This is a genomic window from Paraliobacillus sediminis (assembly GCF_003426055.1).
The window spans coordinates 627,293-647,018 of sequence record NZ_QJSI01000001.1 but is presented as its reverse complement, the minus strand read 5'-3'; the positions used below and the strand labels follow the sequence as shown (position 1 = coordinate 647,018).

20 protein-coding genes are annotated in these 19,726 nt (G+C 36.1%); 14 read left to right on the top strand and 6 right to left on the bottom strand.

Annotation, left to right across the window (positions count from 1 at the left end):
* Positions 1–322: 322 nt before the first annotated feature.
* The 3 genes from D2K60_RS02860 to D2K60_RS02850 form a co-directional block, all read right to left on the bottom strand.
* Entirely contained in the window at positions 323–1,021 is a 699-nt protein-coding gene (locus tag D2K60_RS02860) for a CpsD/CapB family tyrosine-protein kinase (RefSeq protein WP_117168477.1), read from the bottom strand.
* The gene (locus tag D2K60_RS02855; RefSeq protein ID WP_117168476.1) at positions 996–1,763 is read right to left on the bottom strand and encodes a YveK family protein; all 768 of its coding nucleotides are present in this window, start codon (positions 1,761–1,763) and stop codon (positions 996–998) included. Before D2K60_RS02855 ends, D2K60_RS02860 begins: the two co-directional genes overlap by 26 nt.
* Positions 1,764–2,108: 345 nt before the next feature.
* Positions 2,109–3,056: a Wzz/FepE/Etk N-terminal domain-containing protein gene (locus D2K60_RS02850; protein ID WP_117168475.1), complete on the bottom strand. Its 948-nt coding sequence runs from the start codon at positions 3,054–3,056 to the stop codon at positions 2,109–2,111.
* A gap of 408 nt (positions 3,057–3,464) precedes the next feature.
* Here D2K60_RS02850 and D2K60_RS02845 point away from each other — a divergent pair, with 408 nt between their 5' ends.
* The 4 genes from D2K60_RS02845 to D2K60_RS21080 all read left to right on the top strand — a co-directional run bounded on the left by D2K60_RS02845 (position 3,465) and on the right by D2K60_RS21080 (position 6,901).
* Positions 3,465–4,028: a nitroreductase family protein gene (locus D2K60_RS02845; protein WP_117168474.1), complete on the top strand. Its 564-nt coding sequence runs from the start codon at positions 3,465–3,467 to the stop codon at positions 4,026–4,028.
* A gap of 277 nt (positions 4,029–4,305) precedes the next feature.
* Positions 4,306–5,034: an EAL domain-containing protein gene (locus tag D2K60_RS02840; protein WP_117168473.1), complete on the top strand. Its 729-nt coding sequence runs from the start codon at positions 4,306–4,308 to the stop codon at positions 5,032–5,034.
* Positions 5,035–5,139: 105 nt separating this feature from the next.
* A complete protein-coding gene (locus tag D2K60_RS02835; protein ID WP_117168472.1) occupies positions 5,140–6,210 on the top strand; it encodes a C40 family peptidase in 1,071 nt (356 codons plus the stop codon).
* Between the two features lie 556 nt (positions 6,211–6,766).
* A complete protein-coding gene (locus D2K60_RS21080; RefSeq protein WP_275896232.1) occupies positions 6,767–6,901 on the top strand; it encodes a hypothetical protein in 135 nt (44 codons plus the stop codon).
* A gap of 100 nt (positions 6,902–7,001) precedes the next feature.
* Here D2K60_RS21080 and D2K60_RS02830 read toward each other — a convergent pair whose 3' ends face one another.
* Positions 7,002–7,244, bottom strand: a complete 243-nt coding sequence (locus D2K60_RS02830; RefSeq protein WP_117168471.1) for a hypothetical protein — start codon at positions 7,242–7,244, stop codon at positions 7,002–7,004.
* Between the two features lie 179 nt (positions 7,245–7,423).
* Between D2K60_RS02830 and D2K60_RS02825 the strand changes: the two genes are divergently transcribed.
* From D2K60_RS02825 to nrdG, 5 genes are all read left to right on the top strand, one after another.
* On the top strand, positions 7,424–8,863 hold the full coding sequence (locus D2K60_RS02825; RefSeq protein WP_162880672.1) for a zinc ribbon domain-containing protein: 1,440 nt from the start codon (positions 7,424–7,426) through the stop codon (positions 8,861–8,863).
* 21 nt (positions 8,864–8,884) lie between these two features.
* Positions 8,885–9,634 carry a zinc ribbon domain-containing protein gene (locus D2K60_RS02820; protein ID WP_117168469.1) on the top strand — a complete coding sequence of 250 codons (750 nt, stop codon included), beginning with the start codon at positions 8,885–8,887 and terminating at the stop codon, positions 9,632–9,634.
* A 73-nt stretch (positions 9,635–9,707) separates the two neighbouring features.
* Complete coding sequence (locus tag D2K60_RS02815) at positions 9,708–9,860, top strand: DUF1540 domain-containing protein (protein WP_117168468.1); 153 nt, start codon at positions 9,708–9,710, stop codon at positions 9,858–9,860.
* Between the two features lie 195 nt (positions 9,861–10,055).
* Positions 10,056–11,942 carry an anaerobic ribonucleoside triphosphate reductase gene (locus D2K60_RS02810; protein ID WP_117168467.1) on the top strand — a complete coding sequence of 629 codons (1,887 nt, stop codon included), beginning with the start codon at positions 10,056–10,058 and terminating at the stop codon, positions 11,940–11,942.
* The gene (gene nrdG / locus D2K60_RS02805; RefSeq protein ID WP_117168466.1) at positions 11,939–12,421 is read left to right on the top strand and encodes an anaerobic ribonucleoside-triphosphate reductase activating protein; all 483 of its coding nucleotides are present in this window, start codon (positions 11,939–11,941) and stop codon (positions 12,419–12,421) included. The genes D2K60_RS02810 and nrdG overlap by 4 nt, the downstream gene beginning before the upstream one ends.
* Here nrdG and D2K60_RS02800 read toward each other — a convergent pair.
* Positions 12,413–12,979 (bottom strand): nuclease-related domain-containing protein, encoded by a 567-nt coding sequence (locus D2K60_RS02800; protein WP_117168465.1) that lies wholly within the window; start codon positions 12,977–12,979, stop codon positions 12,413–12,415. The two genes, nrdG and D2K60_RS02800, sit on opposite strands and share 9 nt — an antisense overlap.
* Positions 12,980–13,203: 224 nt before the next feature.
* On the opposite strand from D2K60_RS02800, the gene D2K60_RS02795 reads away from it, so the two are divergent.
* From D2K60_RS02795 to D2K60_RS02775, 5 genes are all read left to right on the top strand, one after another.
* A complete protein-coding gene (locus D2K60_RS02795) occupies positions 13,204–13,566 on the top strand; it encodes a hypothetical protein (RefSeq protein ID WP_117168464.1) in 363 nt (120 codons plus the stop codon).
* A gap of 89 nt (positions 13,567–13,655) precedes the next feature.
* Positions 13,656–14,612 (top strand): magnesium/cobalt transporter CorA, encoded by a 957-nt coding sequence (gene corA, locus D2K60_RS02790; protein ID WP_117168463.1) that lies wholly within the window; start codon positions 13,656–13,658, stop codon positions 14,610–14,612.
* A gap of 213 nt (positions 14,613–14,825) precedes the next feature.
* Positions 14,826–15,722, top strand: coding sequence for an NERD domain-containing protein (locus tag D2K60_RS02785; RefSeq protein ID WP_162880671.1), 897 nt, complete (start codon positions 14,826–14,828; stop codon positions 15,720–15,722).
* A 116-nt stretch (positions 15,723–15,838) separates the two neighbouring features.
* Positions 15,839–16,750 carry a nuclease-related domain-containing protein gene (locus tag D2K60_RS02780; RefSeq protein WP_117168461.1) on the top strand — a complete coding sequence of 304 codons (912 nt, stop codon included), beginning with the start codon at positions 15,839–15,841 and terminating at the stop codon, positions 16,748–16,750.
* A gap of 263 nt (positions 16,751–17,013) precedes the next feature.
* The gene (locus D2K60_RS02775) at positions 17,014–18,207 is read left to right on the top strand and encodes an MFS transporter (protein ID WP_117168460.1); all 1,194 of its coding nucleotides are present in this window, start codon (positions 17,014–17,016) and stop codon (positions 18,205–18,207) included.
* A 47-nt stretch (positions 18,208–18,254) separates the two neighbouring features.
* Here the strand turns inward: D2K60_RS02775 and D2K60_RS02770 are convergent, their stop codons facing one another.
* Positions 18,255–19,421, bottom strand: coding sequence for a nucleotide sugar dehydrogenase (locus D2K60_RS02770; protein ID WP_117168459.1), 1,167 nt, complete (start codon positions 19,419–19,421; stop codon positions 18,255–18,257).
* Positions 19,422–19,726: the final 305 nt, after the last annotated feature.

Sequence of the window (19,726 nt, the reverse complement as noted above, 5' to 3'; positions counted from 1 at the left end):
ACCCCCTAATTGTTATCATTCGTACTTTATACTTCATCATAGCATAAGCTTATCTGTCGATGGATAGGACTCTTTGTCGCATTTAATTATTCTGAAAATTCACGTTCACGTTCGCTGAATGCACGGAACTGCGTTTACGCATCCGGATCGAAAACATTCACAAATCAAAGGGAGCACCTTTCCTTTCATTTAATTAACTGGAAGCATGTTTCCTAATGTCATAATATTGCTATTCCCTTAAAAACGATTTAGAAAACTGTTTTCTTATTTATACTTTTATGCAAATAAAAAAACTTGCCACAATACTGTGACAAGTTTCAAGTTAATTATTTCCGTAATAGTAATAGTTACTTCCTTTTTTCATTTCTCGGTCGTTGAGAATAACACCAAGTAATTTTGCTTTTGCTGGCTCTAATAATTCACGTGCTTTTTGTGCCGATTCATATTCTGTTTGCTTACTTCGCACGACAAGCAATGCACCATCACAAATATTTGCAAGAATTTGTGCATCTGTTACTGCAAGAACTGGTGGTGTATCAAAAATAATCAAATCATAATGACCTAAAGCGTCCTGAATTAATTTCTCCATCGCCTTTGAACCGAGTAATTCAGACGGATTCGGTGGAATTGGACCACATGAGAGAATATCTAAATTGGGCGTATCGCTTTTTTCAATTGCTTCATCTAATGTTACTTCCCCGACTAATACACTGCTTAAGCCTCTACGATTATCAACACGGAATGTATAATGCACTGTTGGTTTACGCAAGTCAGCATCAACAAGTAAGACTTTCTTTTCTTGTTGCGCGAATACAATTGCCATGTTTGCAACGGTTGATGATTTTCCTTCTGATGGTCCAGAAGATGTAACAAGCATTGTTTTCATTTCGCCATCAACTGCAGCAAATTGTAAATTTGTACGAATGGTACGATATTGTTCTGAAATAGGTGAGCGAGGATTTAATTTCGTTATCAAATGACGCATCACGTTACTTTTAGCTAGTTTTCTTTGTTTTGCCACCGAAATTCCCCCTCTCTCGATTGCGCGCTGCGCTTGGTGTTGGGTAATGTGTTGATGCTAGATCACTTTCGGTAATATGCGAAATCACACCTAATACTGGTAATTCTAATTTATGTTCGACATCTTCCTCGGTCTTAATCGTGTTGTCCAAGTACTCTAATAGGAAGGCTAAGCCAACACCAACCATTGCGCCTAGAACAAGTGCAATCGCAATATTAAGCGGTGGATTCGGACTAACGGCTTGTGGATCTGCCGCAGTTGTCGCTTCTGTCAGGACACTAACATTATCTACGTTCATTAAATCATAAATATCATTTTCAAATATTTCTACTGTTTTATTTGCAATAGCGGTTGCCATATCTACATCTGGGTCTGTTGCAGTGACTGTCACAACTTGTGAACTATCTTCAGTTGCTACGCTGATCTTTTCACTTAATGTACCAGAAGAAATAGTTAGATCTAATTCTTCAACTACTTGATCTAATATACGGGAACTTTTAATAATAACGTTATACGTACTAATAATCTCAACATTCGAACGAATTTCGTTCACATCAACACTATCGTCTTCGCTTGATTTTTGGTTTACGATGAATTGAGAAGTAGATTGATAGGTAGGAGTTAAGAGAAAGTAACTAACTAAACCACTAACAAGTGCAGCCCCTAAGGTAAGCGTGATAATAAGTACTAAGCGCTTTTTCAGCACCTCAAATATTTCCTTCAACGATATAGTTTCTTCCATTGATATGATCCCCCTGAAGCGTATTATAATAATGTCTTGTTTTTATGAATAAGTACCAAAAGGAATTATATCATATCTATTTGTCAAATTGGGACAATTATATTAAATTTTAATTATAAAAATATCGCTAAGTCTATTTTTGTGGGGGTCTTTTATCAAATGAATCGTTTACGTTGTATTTATTATCAATCGCTATATTTTAATCCCTTCCTATTTATGTCTCCCTTCTTATTAAGCGCTATCCTTTCTTTAAAACCCTCTGACAACTAGCTAACTCACGTACATAATAAAAGCCTAAGGTTTTGAAATCAAACCTTAGACTTTTTCGAATTACCTTTTATACAACTAAATTTCCTTGGTCTTCTTGCTAGTATCTTCTTTTAAATAATCCCTGAAAAATACGACACCTACACCAATCATTAATCCTAGCACTAATGTAATAGCTATATTTAATAATTTGTTAGGAGAAATTGGATCATTAGGCACATAAGTATCTGATAAAACATTAATGCTTATATCAACTATGTTCAACATGCTTACACTTCTTATTTCATCATATTTATTACTATAAAAACCATATAAAGAAGTTAAGTTTTCAATTTCACTGTTTATCTTTTCATAATTCACTTGTTCCATTTTATCTAAATCATTAAATTTATTTAAAATTTCTTCATTGATTTCTATTATATATTGGCCATCTGAATTATTTTGTTGAAATAATAATAATGCAGGTAGCCCTTCAGCTGCTTGTATATCATTAAAATCTTGAACAGCTTCATTAATATTTTTATTCTCTTGTTCCATATTTAACTGATACTCTTCTTCAAGTAAAGTAAGCCTTGACCTAAAATTCACTTTCATTTCTTCTTTAGTCAAAGTAATCGCATGATCAACAACGGATTTAATTTGATCTCGATCCTCACCTTTTAAAGATATAACTATGAAGTTATCTGTTTCACCCTCAGGAAGTTCAACTTCCAGTTTGGATTGTAATTGCTCTATTGATAAGTCTAGTTGCGCTTCTTCAATTACCTTTCCCAAAACATTTGATGATTTCATTGTTTGTTCAAAGATTTCTGGTTTTGTCAATTCATCGATAACAGGTTGAACAGTCTCTGGAACAGACGAAACGTTATTAACGCTTACCTTAACGTCTCCACTATATACGGGGGCAGCCAAAATAAAGCTATATAGAATGCTTATTAATAACGCAACAATAGTTATTATAGTTATAACCCACTTACCCTGCCAAAGTATATAAATTATCTCGCGTAGACTTATTTCTTCTTCCATTCAGATACACCTCTGTTTTAACAATTAAGTTTCAAACCCTCTAAATATAGAACTAAATATTATCTTACTTATTTGATTCATGTACAAAATTTCAATACCTTTAGAAATTTCATTGTATTAATCACATTCCCTTTATTTGGTTGTTTTCAATTCTTTCTCCTGCTCCAGTATACAACAATAATTTGAACTTCATTGTAAGTTATTTGTTAAATTTTGAGGCAACTAATTTACAAAAAGATAACATTCTTCTTTTATTCATTATAGTAACCTAATCTAGTAACAACAATCATATTATCAAAATTTTAAGCAACTACTTCAATTGTATATTGGATTAATATTTCTTTGGTTTGCTCCTACTTCCAATTTACTCTATACTTTTGAACAAACAAGTGCGCGTAGGAGGAAAAAATAATGTCAAATGAAAATTCTCGAAAAGCTACATATTCGATTCATCCACAGTTTGTTAACAGGTGGTCACCACGTTCATTCTTAGAGAAAGAGGTACCTGAAGAACTAATTTACAGCACATTAGAAGCTGCACGTTGGGCGCCATCAAGTAGAAACAGTCAACCATGGCGCTTTATTCTTGCAAGGAATGATGCTGATCGCGCGAAATTCCATTCTTTTATTATGGATGCGAATCGAACATGGTGTGAGCAAGCTCCAGCCCTTATTCTATTACTTTCTGAACAAATAGGCGGCGCACATACATTTGATGCTGGTACTGCTTGGGGATACTTAGCCTTACAAGCAGCGGAGAACGGACTTTGCACACATGCGATGGGTGGGTTTGATAAAGAAAAAGCACGCGAAGTTTTAGATATCCCTGTTAATTATGATCTCCACGCAGTAATTGCACTCGGTTATCGAGGAGAGAAAACATCACTTTCTGCTGCCTTACAAGAAGGAGAAACACCATCACCAAGACGTCCTTTAAGTGAATCCATTTATGAAGGAACTTTTAAAGAATAAGAGATTTATAACTAAGAGGTTTCGCTAACGCGGAACCTCTTTTGGTTAGTAATATTTTATCTACTTTGATGGGCATAAAGTAGGTAAATAGTTATTGTTTGTCGAATCAGCTAGATTTATGGCTGATTTTGGTATATTATATACCAATAATATGAAATATGTATTATTGCAATACATGCTTGATTAACTTATCAAAAACGCTACAAATCCTTAAGCTAAACAACAACCGGGATATACATCCCTATGTGTTCCAATTAATGAAAAGGAGTGCGTACCTATGTTAATTGATCCGTTTATCGAAGAAGAACAATTTCACCATTTCTTCCAACCTATTTTTGATGTGAAAAGTTTGAAAATGATCGGTTTTGAAATATTGCTACGTTCAAATGTATTCGAAAATCCCGAACAAGCCTTTCAAGCAGCAAAAGAGGCTAACAGACTTTATGATTTAGACATACGTTCGATACATAATGCCTTATCCACCTATCAAGATAGCCCTTTTCCTATAGAGGGACAGCTACTATTTATTAATGTTTTCCCATCCACTCTGTCCAATCCGAATTTTAATAGCTTTCTAGATCAATTAACTACGAAACTTGCACTATCTAGTAAAAGGATCGTATTGGAAGTTTCTGAATCTGAGTTAATTGAACACCCCGATAATTTTCTCCAACACCTCGAATTACTTAGGCAACAAGGATTTACAATTGCTCTAGATGACGTTGGAAAAGGCTATGCGAACTTCGATATGCTAATTAAGATGGAGCCAGATTATATTAAGCTTGATCGTTTATTCGCAGATCAACTCGACATTTCCAAAAAGAAGCAGGATCTTGTCCGCTTTTTCCTAAACTATTGTCATGAACACCAGGTTGATTTGATATTAGAAGGAATTGAAACAAAAGCAGAATTGCAAATGGCAGAGCAATTAGGAATACCTTATGCACAAGGTTTCTATTTAGGTAGACCAGCTCCTTTTAGTGAATGGATTACGGTACATACATAAAAAATAGTTATCTCTTAAAATAAGTCCTAAAACTTACAACTTCATGCTATACTAGAAAAAATAGACAGAACGATTACAAGACTACTAAAAGAGGAGAATGACATAGTGAAAAAAACATTGATAAGCCTTTCTGCAGGTGCCGTTATCGCTACTGCTTTTACTGCCACAACTGCTGACGCCGCGACATACACCGTTCAAAAAGGTGACTCATTATGGTCGATTGCCCAAAAAAATAAAACAACTGTTACACAGTTGTTAGATATGAACAAACTATCAAGTTCGATAATCTTTCCTAACCAAAAGTTAGAAACAACAAAGACTACAACAAGCACAGCAAAGAAAACTACTACAACTGAAAAGAAGGCATCAACTACAACATCATCAAAAGCGACAACATATAAGGTCAAATCTGGTGATTCGTTAAGTAAAATAGCATCTGCTCATGGTATTACTTTAAGTAACTTAATGAAGTGGAACGATCTTGATTCGACATTGATCTATCCGAATGATGTATTAGCAGTTTCTAATTCTTCATCTGCTTCCACACCGACTAAGACAGAAACAAAACCAGCAACAACTGAAACAGCCGCTAAACCCGCTAATACTTCGACGTACACCGTGAAGTCAGGCGATTCTTTATGGAAGATTGGCAAAAAATACAGTGTCTCGATTACTGCACTAAAAAAACAAAACAATCTTAGCTCTGATATCATCCGTGTTGGACAAGTTCTTTCTATCGGAACAACAGCGTCAAAAACAGAATCAGTGAGTTCTGCTCCCGCTTCTGAGACTGTGTCTACTAATGTTGATTACGATGTGACGAAACTTTTAGAACAGGCTAAATCATACTTAGGTACTTCCTATTTATTTGGTGGATCAAATCCAAGTGCTGGATTTGATTGTAGTGGTTTTATCTATCATACGTATAATAAAGCAGGTAAAGAGATTAGCAGATTATCAAGTGATGGCTATTATAACCGTTCGTATTATGTGAATACACCACAATTGGGTGACTTAGTCTTTTTTGAGAATACTTATCGTAAAGGGATTTCGCATCTTGGTATCTATGTTGGAGACAACAGCTTCATCCATGCCGGTTCAAAAGGTGTTCAAATTACAAGCCTAGACAATTCTTATTGGTCAAGCCACTTTGAAGGATTTAAACGTTTTTATTAATAGCTTAGAGGATCTCACAATGTGTGAGGTCTTTTTTTTTATGGTCTTTAAAATATATTACGAGCGCAACGGATTTGATTTCATGTGCTCCTGTCGTAAACATCCTTGCGTTTCATCTTACTAACTTGATGAAAAGGCGATGTAAATTACCGCTTTGGAAATATACTTCGCTTTCCGTGGGCACGGCTTCAGCTAACTTCGTAAAGCAAAGATCGCTTTTCGAAGTGGATCTTCAGCCCGCGCTGTTCCCACATGGGTCTACATATATTTCCAACGCTAGTATAGATGTTTCTTTCGCGAGTTAAAAGTAATTAAATGTATTAGAGAAAATAAGCTCTTAATCGCTTTCGGCGTATTTCATCTACTGTAGGAACAGTGCGAGCTGAAGCCTACCTCTGAAAAAGTACCCATTTCATTTGATACGCTAGTTTAAATCAAATATACTGTATGATGTTTGTGTATTAGATGAAGTTACTTACACTTTAGCAACAGACAAGCTGATAAATTGTTTCTAACTTACTTTACATTTTGATTTTAAAACTAGCGGAGGAAGTAAATGGGCGACACTCTAGTGGGAACAGCACAAGTCGAAGATCCACTTGGTAAAGTGTTTTTCTTTACCAAGTTAGCTGAGACTGTGCCCACAGAAAGGGAGCCCATTTGCTTCCGTAGCGGGTATGTTGATGAATAACACCTTTATTATAGGCGAAAATCACGTATCCTATGCATGGATACGCGACGAGGATGTAGCTATACATGTGGTGTTTTACTATTCTGAGGTGTACGGTTGTTTATTTTGAAGAAATGAGCTTTTTTAACTGGAGTGCGTTACTTCCAACTTCACTGAATAAAAACGAGACATTCTCTTCCGCTTTATCCATTTTCATTTCCATTCTATCTAGCCTTGTTTCGATTTTATCAAAACGGTTGTCTACTTCTACGAATCGCTTATCTACTTGATCAAAACGCTTCTCCATACTTTCATTCATCTCTGTTATTGCCTGCAATATCCGCCCGATTTCTGCTTGTTCCATCTTCTAAACACCACCTCAATGTATGCATCTATTTTAACATATCATTTAATATATCCGACAAATTTTTAAAATGACATTATTCCCTTATTCAGCAAATATCGACAATTTTATATGGTCTCTTTTACCTATTTACGCTATAATTAAAAATTGTATGACAATCTTATAATGAGAGGATGACAATGATGCATTACTGTAAAGAATGTGGGCATGAGCTTAAAAATGACGCACAGTTTTGTTCAGCTTGTGGAACGCAAACGCAGCCGCAAGTTAGTGAACAAGCACCTTCTGCTCGATCAACATTGGGAACCAAGCTAAAACAAGCAACAAAAAAGCAAAAAGTAATCGCGATTAGTGTACTAGCTTTACTTGTTCTTTTAATTGGTGGACATCAAGTCGGTGCCAAGATAACGGATAAGAATCGAATCATTGAAAAATTTGAAACAGCATTACATGAAGAAGATGCAAAAACAATTGCAAGCATGCTACAAACGAGTGATGAACGTTTAGAAATCACGGAAAAGAAAGTTTCTGAACTGTTAACGTTGATTTCTGAAACACCTTCTGCCCAACAGTATTTTATTAACGAACTTGAGTCACAGGCAGATGCTTTTGAACGGGATGAAACACTAGAATCAAGCACGATTTTTTCACTTAAAAAAGAAGGAAAGACCGCTCTTATCTATGATAATTATTTTATCGAGGTTATGCCGTTTTATTTTCAAGTTGGTACGAACATGACTGATGCGAAACTTTTTCTTGGTGAAGAGGAAATTGCAACGAGTGATTCAGATGATTTCACGAAAGAGTATGGACCAGTTTTACCTGGCGTATATACGTTAAGTTCAAGTTATAATAACGAATATGCCGTCTTAGAGAATGAGTCTACCATTGATTTGTTAGAACCTTACCATCAAGATCAATATGTAGACCTTTCACTGTATGGAGAATACGTTTCTTTTGACACAGAATATGCTGCTATCGCTGATTCAATTAGCTACTTTGTTAATGATACCGAACTAGACATAGCAGAAGATGAAGCGTTTGGTCCTGTTTCAGTAGATGGTTCAGTGGAAGCTCACGCTGTCTTGACTTTCCCTTGGGGAGAAGCAACAACTGAAAAAACACCGATTGATTATAGCTATATTGATTTAGTTGTACCGAATCCTTTTACCGAAGAAATGCAAACAGACATCATTAACACCATCCATACATTTGGACAAGATTTTGCACTAGCTAATGAAGCATTGGATGCCTCTTTATTCACGACAGCAACAGATGCATTTATAGCCGAAGAAGATGATAGTAATTATAGCTATATGGAAGATTATGATAAACGTTGGAAAGGGACATATAAAAAAGCAATTATTGATTCAGATAGTTTTTACTTGTATCAAACAGATGATACATATCAATTAAGTGTAGATGCTGCACTTTATTACGATGATGCAGCAACCTACTATCTAGATGATGAAGAGATAGATACCGAAGAGGAGATTAATGAATGGGAAATCACATTCGTATATCAAGCCGAAGAAGGTATCTGGTTAGTAGAGGATTATGCTGGCCTTTGGTCATTTGATGATGAAAACACAGTCGAACGTGTCGTCGAAACAAATTAATAATGAATAGGGGAAATGAAAATGAATTGTCCAAATTGTCAAACATCACTTGAGTCAGACGCAAAGTTCTGTACAAGCTGTGGGGTTAAAATAGATCACATACAGACAGAAAACAGTAACACAGAGCCTGTTCAATCTACAGGAACAACAGCTAAGCAAACACCTGATTATGTGCAACAAGGAAAAGAAATTAGCAAACAGTATTGGAACTTCATTCCTAGCGCGTTAGCAAATCCTTTCGCAGCAAGCAAACATGCTGGTCCTGCTAATAAGATTAACGCTATGATTACATTGATTTTATTTTCCTTACTGATCCCGTTGTTTTCTTATATCAGCTTATCGTCTTATTTCAGACCGCCATTTGTTGAAATGGTAGTACAACCATTCTTTATTTTCGTTATCTTTTTCGCACTACTACTTGCAGTTAAATATGGTGTCGCAAAGTTAATGAAAGCAGATGTATCTTTTATCAACGTTATGACTCGTTTTGGGATCGTGATGGTGTTACCAACTACCACAGCTTTAGTCGCTGTTTTATTTGCCATTTTAGGCATTGACGACTTTAGTATTATTTTATTAATCGTTTCTATGGGCCTTGCTAGTATAGCGAGTTTAGCAACTATCTTTTCTATAAAAGAAAAAGCACCTGTTACTGGTGGTCTCGATGTGTTTTACGGGGTTGTTCTGACATACGTTGCAATGACGATCATTTTATTAATCATTGGTGATAGTATTTTATATCAATTAGAAAATAGTTTTTACGGATTTTAAGACTTATTGTCAATATCTAACACGCATTTATTTTGATTGTTTTCAGAAACTACTTGCATAGGAGGTGGGCGCATTGGCTAAAGACGTTCTATGTGAAGTGCACAATTGCAAGTACTGGGCGAAAGGGAATCATTGCAGCGCGGATGCCATCTATGTAGTAAGCCACCACGGCAAACATGCTGCAAACCAAAAAGAAACTGATTGTCAAACATTTGTACAGCAATAAGCACACCTTCTTTATTGGAACGGATTCAGTTAGCCACTGGATCCGTTCTTTCTTTTTTTAGGAAGTAAAAAAATGCTTTTCTGTGATATTCCTCACAGTTTTCTGATCTGATTTCATGCTAAGATATTCTCCAGGTACTATATATAGATTTTATGTATTGATAAATACGATATATTGTAATTGGAGGAATTAAGGATGCAAACATATACAAAAACAGTGGACAAGCTATTACAATCGTTAGATGACATTGTTAACGCAAGTAATCAAGATCTTATCCAGGAGAATGCCAATGTCGATGGACAATCACCAATGGGACAGATGTCGAAATTCGGGTCAGAAGCAGCAAAACATTATGGCAAACAAAAGATGCTCAGCGTGGATGTTACGCAAGCAATTACAGATAATTTCATTCATCCACATGATCTTGATTTCATGCCAACTGGTACGACAACTTGTTGCCAAATTCCACTAGGGATGATTTTAAATGGTGGTTTTAATACCGGACACGGCTATATGCGTGAACCGAATGATATTGGAAGTGCGATGGCTTTAGCGTCAATTATTTTTCAGTCCAATCAAAACATGCAACACGGCGGACAAAGCTACCCGATGTTCGATTACGACCTTGCACCATATGTACATAAAACATTCATGAAGAATAAAAAACGTTTGTCTAGCTATGCAACAAGTTATACAAGAGCAGAAATAGCAGAGATTGCATGGAACGAAACCGATCGTGATGTTTATCAAGCTTGTGAAGCATTTGTCCATAATTGTAATTCCATGCACTCGCGTGGTGGTGGCCAGGTGCCATTTGTATCAATTAATTATGGAACAGACACATCAATTGAAGGCCGTTTGGTAATGAAGAATATTTTGCTTGCGACGAAAGCAGGTCTTGGTAACGGTGAAACACCTATCTTCCCGATTCAAATTTTCAAAATGAAAAAGGGCGTTAATTTTGAACCGAATGAGCCGAACTATGACTTGTATCAATTAGCTCTTGAAACGACTGCTAAACGTCTGTTTCCGAACTTTAGCTTTATCGATTCAACGTTTAATCATCCCTATTATGACGGTTCACCTGAATCAGAAGTTGCTTATATGGGATGTCGCACACGGGTGATGGCTAATCGACATGGCGATGAAACAGGTATCCAACGTGGGAATCTATCATTTACTTCGCTTAATTTAGTGAAAATGGCTTTACTAACAAATAATGAGGCTGCATTTTTCGAAAAGCTTGATCATTATATGGCACTTGCGGTTAAACAATTACTCGAGCGTTATCAGTTTCAATCGAAAAAACAAGCACAGCATTTCTCCTTTTTGTACGGACAGCAGGTTTGGAAAGATAGCGATACATTAGAAGCTAATGATCAGTTAACAGAGGTTTTAAAACATGGTACATTAAGTATCGGCTTTATTGGATTGGCTGAAGCACTTGTTGCGCTTACTGGTGAACATCATGGTGAGTCTGGAGCAGCATATCAATTAGGTTACCGTATTGTTGAGCATATGCGTAAGTTCGTTGATCTAGCCGCAGAACGCTACGACCTGAATTTCTCATTAATTGCAACACCTGCAGAAGGTTTGTCAGGAAAGTTTACCAGAGATGATCAAGCTGTTTTCGGTAAAATTCCGCGTGTAACCGATCGGAATTATTATACGAACTCATATCACGTACCTGTTTATTACAAAATTAGAGCACTTGATAAGATTAAAAAGGAAGGTGCCTTTCACAAGTTATGTAATGGTGGTCATATTTCCTATATTGAGTGTGATGGCGATGTTTCAAAAAATACCAAAGCACTCGATACACTTGTTAAAACGATGGCAATGAACGACTTTGGCTATGGATCGATTAACCACCCTGTCGATCGTTGTACAAGCTGTGGCTATACCGGAATCATTGATAATGCATGTCCAAAATGTCACAATAGCGATCAAGAAAAAGTCGAACGTATTAGACGAATCACTGGTTACCTTGTTGGTGACATGAAGAAATGGAACTCTGCCAAACGTGCCGAGGAAAGCCAACGTGTTAAACACCAAACAAGCAGCAAGGACACCAATCAATGAGAGTAATGAATATTATTCACGATTCCGTTGTTGATGGCGAAGGATTACGGACGGTTATCTTTTTTGCAGGTTGTCCTCACTTTTGTCTGGGATGTCATAACCCCGCTAGTTGGAACATGCGCAATGGTACAGAGATGTCTGTTGAAGAAGTCATTCAAGAGGTCGCTAGTAATCCTTTAACAGATGTGACCCTTTCAGGAGGCGAGCCGTTTTTCCAAGCGAAAGAAGTTGCAGCAGTTGCGCGTCTTTTAAAAGATTCAGGAAAAAATATCTGGGCATATAGTGGCTATACACTCGAACAGCTGGTAGATGCAGAAGATGTTCATCAGCGCGAATTGCTTTCCTATTGCGATGTACTAGTAGATGGTCCGTTTATCTTAGCGAAGAAAGACTTAACACTTTCCTTTCGAGGTAGTAGCAATCAACGCATTATTGACTTGCATAAATTAAAAATCCCATTAGAAAAGGCTTCACTTTGAGTGAGCCTTTTTCTCTTCTTGTAATTTCTCGGTTAGTTTCGTTACCTGTTCCTTACTCAAACGCGGTGTTTTATGCGAAGCAATACGTGCGACAATTTCATCATATAGCACGACGGTTTTAGTCTTTAGTAGCGTGGGATCAATTGCTAGAATCGCTTTGTTTGAAAAAGCAACAATAGGCGTGATGTACTTTTCATCTAGCTGTAAATATTCTGCTACATGTTGTTTTGTTTGCTTGCTTGCAGGTAATGGATTAATAAATGGTGTCTGCTTCTTTTTCACTTGAAAAAGCCATTCTTCATCTGTTTCTTTTCCATAAATAGAACCATTATAGTTTTCTCTTTTAATCAAAAAGACGCCATATATCGAAACAACGACATGATCTAGTCTTTCGGCTTCTGGTAGTTGAAAACTTGAGACTATTTTGTATTCTTTCTCATTTAACGTTTGTAATTTTTGTTGGACGTAACTTGAGCCGACCTTTTTTCGCAACCTAGTGTAAAGCGCACTTAACACTATAATAGCCGCTAGAAATAGAAAAATGGATAAATCAGACATGACTTTTTCCCCCTGTTTTGTTAGCTAAACGTAATTTTATCATACCATGAATGTAGCCATGTTATCTTGTATTTTTATTATTTACTAGCTTATAGTAATTATAATTAGTTCATATGTCACTTTTAGGCTGTTTTATGTTAATTTTTTCTTGTTTCCATTGACTTTATGCCAGTTTATAGGTAGTCTAAAAACGTTACTGAAATATCCAAAAAGGAGGGAACACATTGTCTAGAAGTCATGCTCGTGCGCATTTTTCAGATTCTCCTGAAACAGAGGCTAAGATTAAAGTATTGCATGATGAAATAAATTTGGAAACAAACAGTCAGATTCGTTTGCATGAATTAAGCGTCAAAGGATTGCGTTTTTCTAGTTCTAACGCATTCTCAGTTGGCGATAATATAATAATGAATTTACGATTGTTCGCACCAACCAATCACATTTTTGGCGAAGTGATTTGGAAGGAACAAACGAACAAAAAAGATGATTATACATACGGCATAAAAATTATTATGTCCGACTATGATTATTATCAATTTATGAACTCCTACGATACCTACATAAAGAATAAGCAGCAGTCCGCGCAATAATAAAAAAAGCGAGTTTCTAATTAATTCATTACTTGATTACTTGTTTATTTCTAATAGCTATACTAGACTATTTTTAGAGGTGATAGTCAGTGATACATATTGTAGCTATAACTAACAACAATGAAATAGTCCAACTTAATAGCCTTGATGCACTTAAACAAGCCGACTTTAAATGGTATTGGATTGACTTTGATCAACCAAGTGATCATGAAGTGCAGTACCTTCATGATAGCTTACACTTTCATCCATTAGCAATTGAAGATTGTCTGCAAAACTTACAACGCGCTAAATTAGATTATTATGATGATTTTAGTTTCTTTATCATGCATGCAATTGATCCAGATAATTTAACACAACATGAACACGATTTTTTCCTTAATCCTACCTATATCGTCACGTTTCATAAACAAGCATCCAAAGAGATTGAAAGTATTTGGAAGCGTTTAGCAAATGTAAAGAAAAATGATGTAGCCTTGTGGGATCCTTATCGCGTATTTTATGAAGTGTTAGATAAAATAGTGGATCACTATTTTCCAATTGTTTATGCGCTTGAGGATGAGCTTAATAAAGTAGAAGATAATTCAAATCAAGAGGCAATGCCAATACTACTTGATAAATTATTTGATATTAGACATCAACTCTTACAGTTACGGCACACGATTAATCCAGTCCGTGATTTGTTTTATCGGATGTTAAACTCAAGTCATTTAAGTGGTATCAACGATCGTAAAGTCTACTTTGCTGATATTTATGACCATTTGATTAAATTATCGGAAATGGTTGGATCTAATCGCGAAGTTGCCAATGATATCCGTGATAATTATTTATCATTAAACTCGCACCAAACAAATGAAGTGATGAAAGTCTTAACAATAATCACGTCCATCTTTGCCCCGTTAACATTTATCGCTGGTATTTACGGTATGAACTTTGTGACTATGCCTGAACTTGATTGGAAGTATGGCTATTTAATCGTACTTATTGTAATGGCTGTGATGTCAATTACGATGTATGCTTGGTTTAAACGTAAAGGATGGTTTAATTAGAGAGGTTCCGAAATATGGAGCCTTTTTTTGTTGGATTAGTATTTAAGTTCAGTAAATAAAAATTTGTTAAAATATTGTATTTATTCCTAGATTCATTTGGATTATTGTCTTATAATAATAAACATAATAGCAGGAAAGGAGGCAATTAAACTGATCATTTTTCCTAATACGAAGACGCATGAACACAAACAATTGGATGTGCTCATACCGAGATTGAATCATGGAAATCCAAATTACCAAAAGTTACATTATCATCGCAAGCGGATCTCACATGCATATCTAGGTACCAAAGTTTTAAATGACTTGCTGTTTGAGAAAGATTTGTATCAAAAGTACGTATGCTATAATCTATGTCTTCCTAAAAAAGACGGTAGCTACTTCAACTTAAACGCACTCATTATCACACCATATGTCTTATATTTGATTGTCGTTGTACATGTTGAAAACGAACTAAACTTTAATACAATCGGAAAATTTACATACACGAATAATGGCGAAACAATAACGGTCCCAAATCCGTTAAGTGATGCAAACATCCAGATTGAACACCTTCACCAATTCCTAGAACAACACGGACTCCCTCCGATACCGCTTCACCCTATTGTTACCTTTACACACCCTAAAGTAATGTTAAACTTTGATAGAAACTTTGATGATATGGTCCACATTAAGTATTTACTTAAGCGCATTACCGCACTTCGTTCCATCTATCAAAAACGCTTCTATCAAATCGACCAGCTAGAGCACCTCGCCAATCAACTTAAAAACCAACACAGAGCCAAAAATTATAATTTAATTGATAAGCATCACATTCCAGCGCACGATATTCGAAACGGCGTATGGTGTCTCAAATGCAAATTAGAAATGATGCACCGCAAACATGGCTATTGGAAATGTAAAGCGTGCAATAATCGTTCTGATAGTGCGCATATCAAAGCCTTGCATGAATATCAATTGCTTTATAGGACCGCGATTACAAACAAAGAGGCGCGTCACTTTTTACAAGTGGAATCCGCTAAAGTTGTAACCAGCTTATTCACCAGTTTAAATATAAAGCAAAGTGGTACTGCAAAAACATCATCTTATCATTTGGATACATTGAGTCAATAACTTTTTTTGGAAGCGCTTTATTTGTGGTGCTTCCAAAAAGTTATTCATAATAGAGAGGAGTTAAATCTTGATTACCAAACCGCTACAAAAAAACGTCAGAACTCAAACAGTTAGAAGTGCTTATACCCAGGCTGTTACAGCGTGATCGATCGTTCCAGCAATTAGATAGCTTATTCGGAAAGTATTCTAGTGGATTTTATGGCGAGGCGTCTCTCGCTTATCCCTTTCAATTACTGAATTTAAACACGGCTTTGATTTTGTATGACTTACGACTACCTTGGCTGAATGACTATTTCCAGATTGATGCCTTACTCTTAACGCCTAAAATGGGTATTATTATTGAAGCTAAAAACTTCAAAGGAGAAATCACACTAAATCAATCGGACCAAATGATTCGAACACTTGATGGAGAAAAGAAAAGCTACAAAAGCCCACTCCACCAAGCCGCTATCCAAAAAAGGCATCTTGAAAGATACATTGCGAGACAGGGATTCCCCTCCATACCCATTCATACACTCGTGTCATTCACCCATCCCAATGTGATACTTCAATTCAATCAGCGAGAACCTGATATCGTCGACAACCATCACCTTCCGCTCCGAATAGAGGAACTTTTGCAACAACACCAAGTTAATCATTATACGAGGGAGAAGCTTAAGAGACTTGCTACTATGCTGAAAGATAACCATACGCCTAAAACGTATCTTGTTATTGAGAAGTATCAGATTAATAAGCACAATATTAAAAATGGCGTTTGGTGTCCTTTATGTAAGAGGGTAATCATGAATCGTGCGCACGGCTACTGGATCTGCCCCACCTGTAAGGAGAAAAATAGGGACGCACATATCCAGGCATTGAAAGAATATGCACTATTATATGGACCTACTATCACGAATCAACAAGCTAGAGAATTTTTGCAAATAAAATCGAGCCATGTCGTCAAGCGCCTGCTAGCCAATATGAAACTGACTTACGTTGGTAAAACAAAAGGCATTGTTTACTCACTTCAGTCTTTATTAGATGACTGACTTTAGTTAGTTAGCGTTCGACTGATTAATTGTGGTTTCGCTCGATTCGGCTTGTGATCGCCCGATTATTCGGATTTTCGCCCGATTCAGCCTGTGTTCGCCTGATTATTCGATTTTTCGCCCGATTCGCATCGACTCAGCAAACGATCATCTTTTGTAGCCAAAATTGACAATTTCCAGACTTATCAGCCGATCTAGTTAACAAAGCCTTCAATCTTGTGTATAATATATTTCGAGTGCCGAAAGAAAGAAGGATTAAAATTATGGCAGATAATGCACGGACACAATCAAAGACGGCAATAAATGAAGATAAGATTTGGACGAAAGATTTTGCTTTGATATGTATGGCGAACTTTTTTATTTTCCTTGGATTTCAAATGACTTTACCGACTATTCCTCTGTTCGTACAAGAGTTAGGTGGAAGTGATCAATTAATTGGTTTAATTACTGGTGTTTTTACTTTTTCCGCACTATTATTCCGGCCATATGCTGGACATGCTCTTGAATCAAAAGGGCGGCAGTTTGTTTATATGACTGGGCTCGGAATCTTTGTTTTATCCGTCGCTTCCTATTCAATTATTACAAGCATTGGATTTCTAATTGTGATGCGCATGGTTCAAGGAGTTGGTTGGGGATTTTCTACCACTGCAACTGGAACAATCGCAACAGATTTAATTCCACCTAAACGACGCGGAGAAGGTATGGGCTATTTTGGACTGTCTGGCAATCTAGCGCTTGCATTTGGTCCAGCATTAGGATTGACACTAGTAGGTATCATAAGCTTCCCACAACTGTTCTTAATCGCAGGGTCGCTTGGTTTTGTTTCCTTTCTATTATCAACACGCATACGTTACAAAAAAATCGAAGCATCACAACATAAAGCAACTACTGTTAAATTCGATATCTTTGAAAAAAGTGCAATCAAACCAGCGATCCTACTTTTTTTCATTACAGTAACTTTTGGTGGTATTGCTTCTTTTCTACCTCTATATGCAACACAAAAGGGTATTGAAGGAATTGGCATTTACTTTCTTATCTATGCCCTATTCTTAATGGTATCACGAACTTTCGCAGGTCGACTGTATGATGCAAAGGGTCATATTGCGGTATTTCTTCCAGGAACAGCAATGATTGTAGCGGCAATGCTTTTATTAGTTTGGCTACCAAACTCACTCATTTTGTATGTAGCCGCTGCGCTTTATGGTCTAGGATTCGGAAGTGTTCAACCAGCCTTACAAGCGTGGGCGATTAATGAAGCTGCTACTAACCGAAAAGGAATGGCTAATGCTACTTTCTTCGCCTCCTTTGACCTTGGTGTCGGTGTTGGTGCGATGACATTTGGCTTAATTGCCGCAAGCTTTGGATATAGCTTCATTTACTTAGTTTCAGCACTTTCTGTTGTAACATCCATGCTGATTTACATTAGCTTATTGTTTAAAAATGGACGGACAGCATAACTAAAAAGGTACGCTCTATAATCAGAGCGTACTTTTTTAGCTATAAATTAGTCCCTACTATATAAATCCCTCGTATATACTTTATCTACTTGATCTTTTAATTCTTCTGTTAAGCGATTTGCAACGATCACATCAGAAAGACGTTTGAATTCATTCAAGTCGTTTATTACCTTTGAATTATAAAATTCATCTTCTTCTAGCGCTGGTTCGTATACAACAATTTCAATTCCTTTTGCTTTAATCCGTTTCATCACACCTTGAACTGCAGATTGGCGAAAGTTATCTGAATCTGTTTTCATTGTTAATCGATATATCCCTACAACTTTAGGATTTCTAGCTAGAATACTGTTTGCAATATGATCTTTCCTTGTTCTATTTGCATCAACGATTGCTGCCATCATATTACTCGGCACTTCATGATAATTAGCTAAAAGTTGTTTCGTATCTTTTGGCAAACAGTAACCACCATAACCAAATGAAGGATTGTTATAATGCGTGCCAATACGCGGATCTAGTCCGACACCTTCAATAATCTGCTTCGTATCCAAACCTCTTATTTCTCCATATGTATCTAGTTCATTAAAAAACGACACACGCATGGCAAGGTACGTATTTGCAAACAACTTAATTGCTTCTGCTTCCGTTGAATTCGTAAATAATATATCTATATCTTCTTTTAATGCTCCGCCCTTTAAAAGGTTAGCAAATATCTCTGCTCGCTCTGATTGTTCCCCAACAACGATTCGAGAAGGATACAAGTTGTCATATAACGCCTTACCTTCACGTAAGAATTCTGGTGAGAAAATAATGTTCTTTGCGTCAAATTTAATCCTCATTTCTTCTGTAAATCCTACAGGAACAGTTGATTTAATGACCATTGTTGCTTCAGGATTAATTGATAAAACATCCGTAATTACTTTTTCAACTGTGCTCGTATCAAAAAAATTCTTTTCTGGATCATAATTTGTTGGCGTTGAAATAATAACGTACGTTGCGTCAACATATGCTGTATAAGGGTCCGTTGTGGCAGTGAGATTCAGATCTCTTTCCGTTAGATATTCCTCAATTTTTTGGTCAACAATTGGTGATTTCCTTTGATTAATCATATCTACCTTTTCTACGATAATATCTAATGCGACTACTTCATTATATTGCGCTAATAAGATTGCATTCGAAAGACCAACATAACCAGTTCCTGCAACTGCTATTTTCATTGGTGTTATGCATCCCCTTTTCATTAATTTATTTAATATGTATATATTACCATATAATACTAATCAATTAACAAATAGTAATAATATTTAAATTATTAACAAATTTTTACACTAATTTAATATACCTTCAAACAAAGTAGTAGTAAAATAGTGTTTAATGTGTTTATGAAAAATCAAGATACTGACATTAAGCGTTCTATACTACAGTTAATTCCAATCTAGGATGTAAGAACGCTTAAGATAAAAATACTATTTAAAATTAGATTACATAAATACTCCTTTACCATTTATAAAAGTTTCGTTAT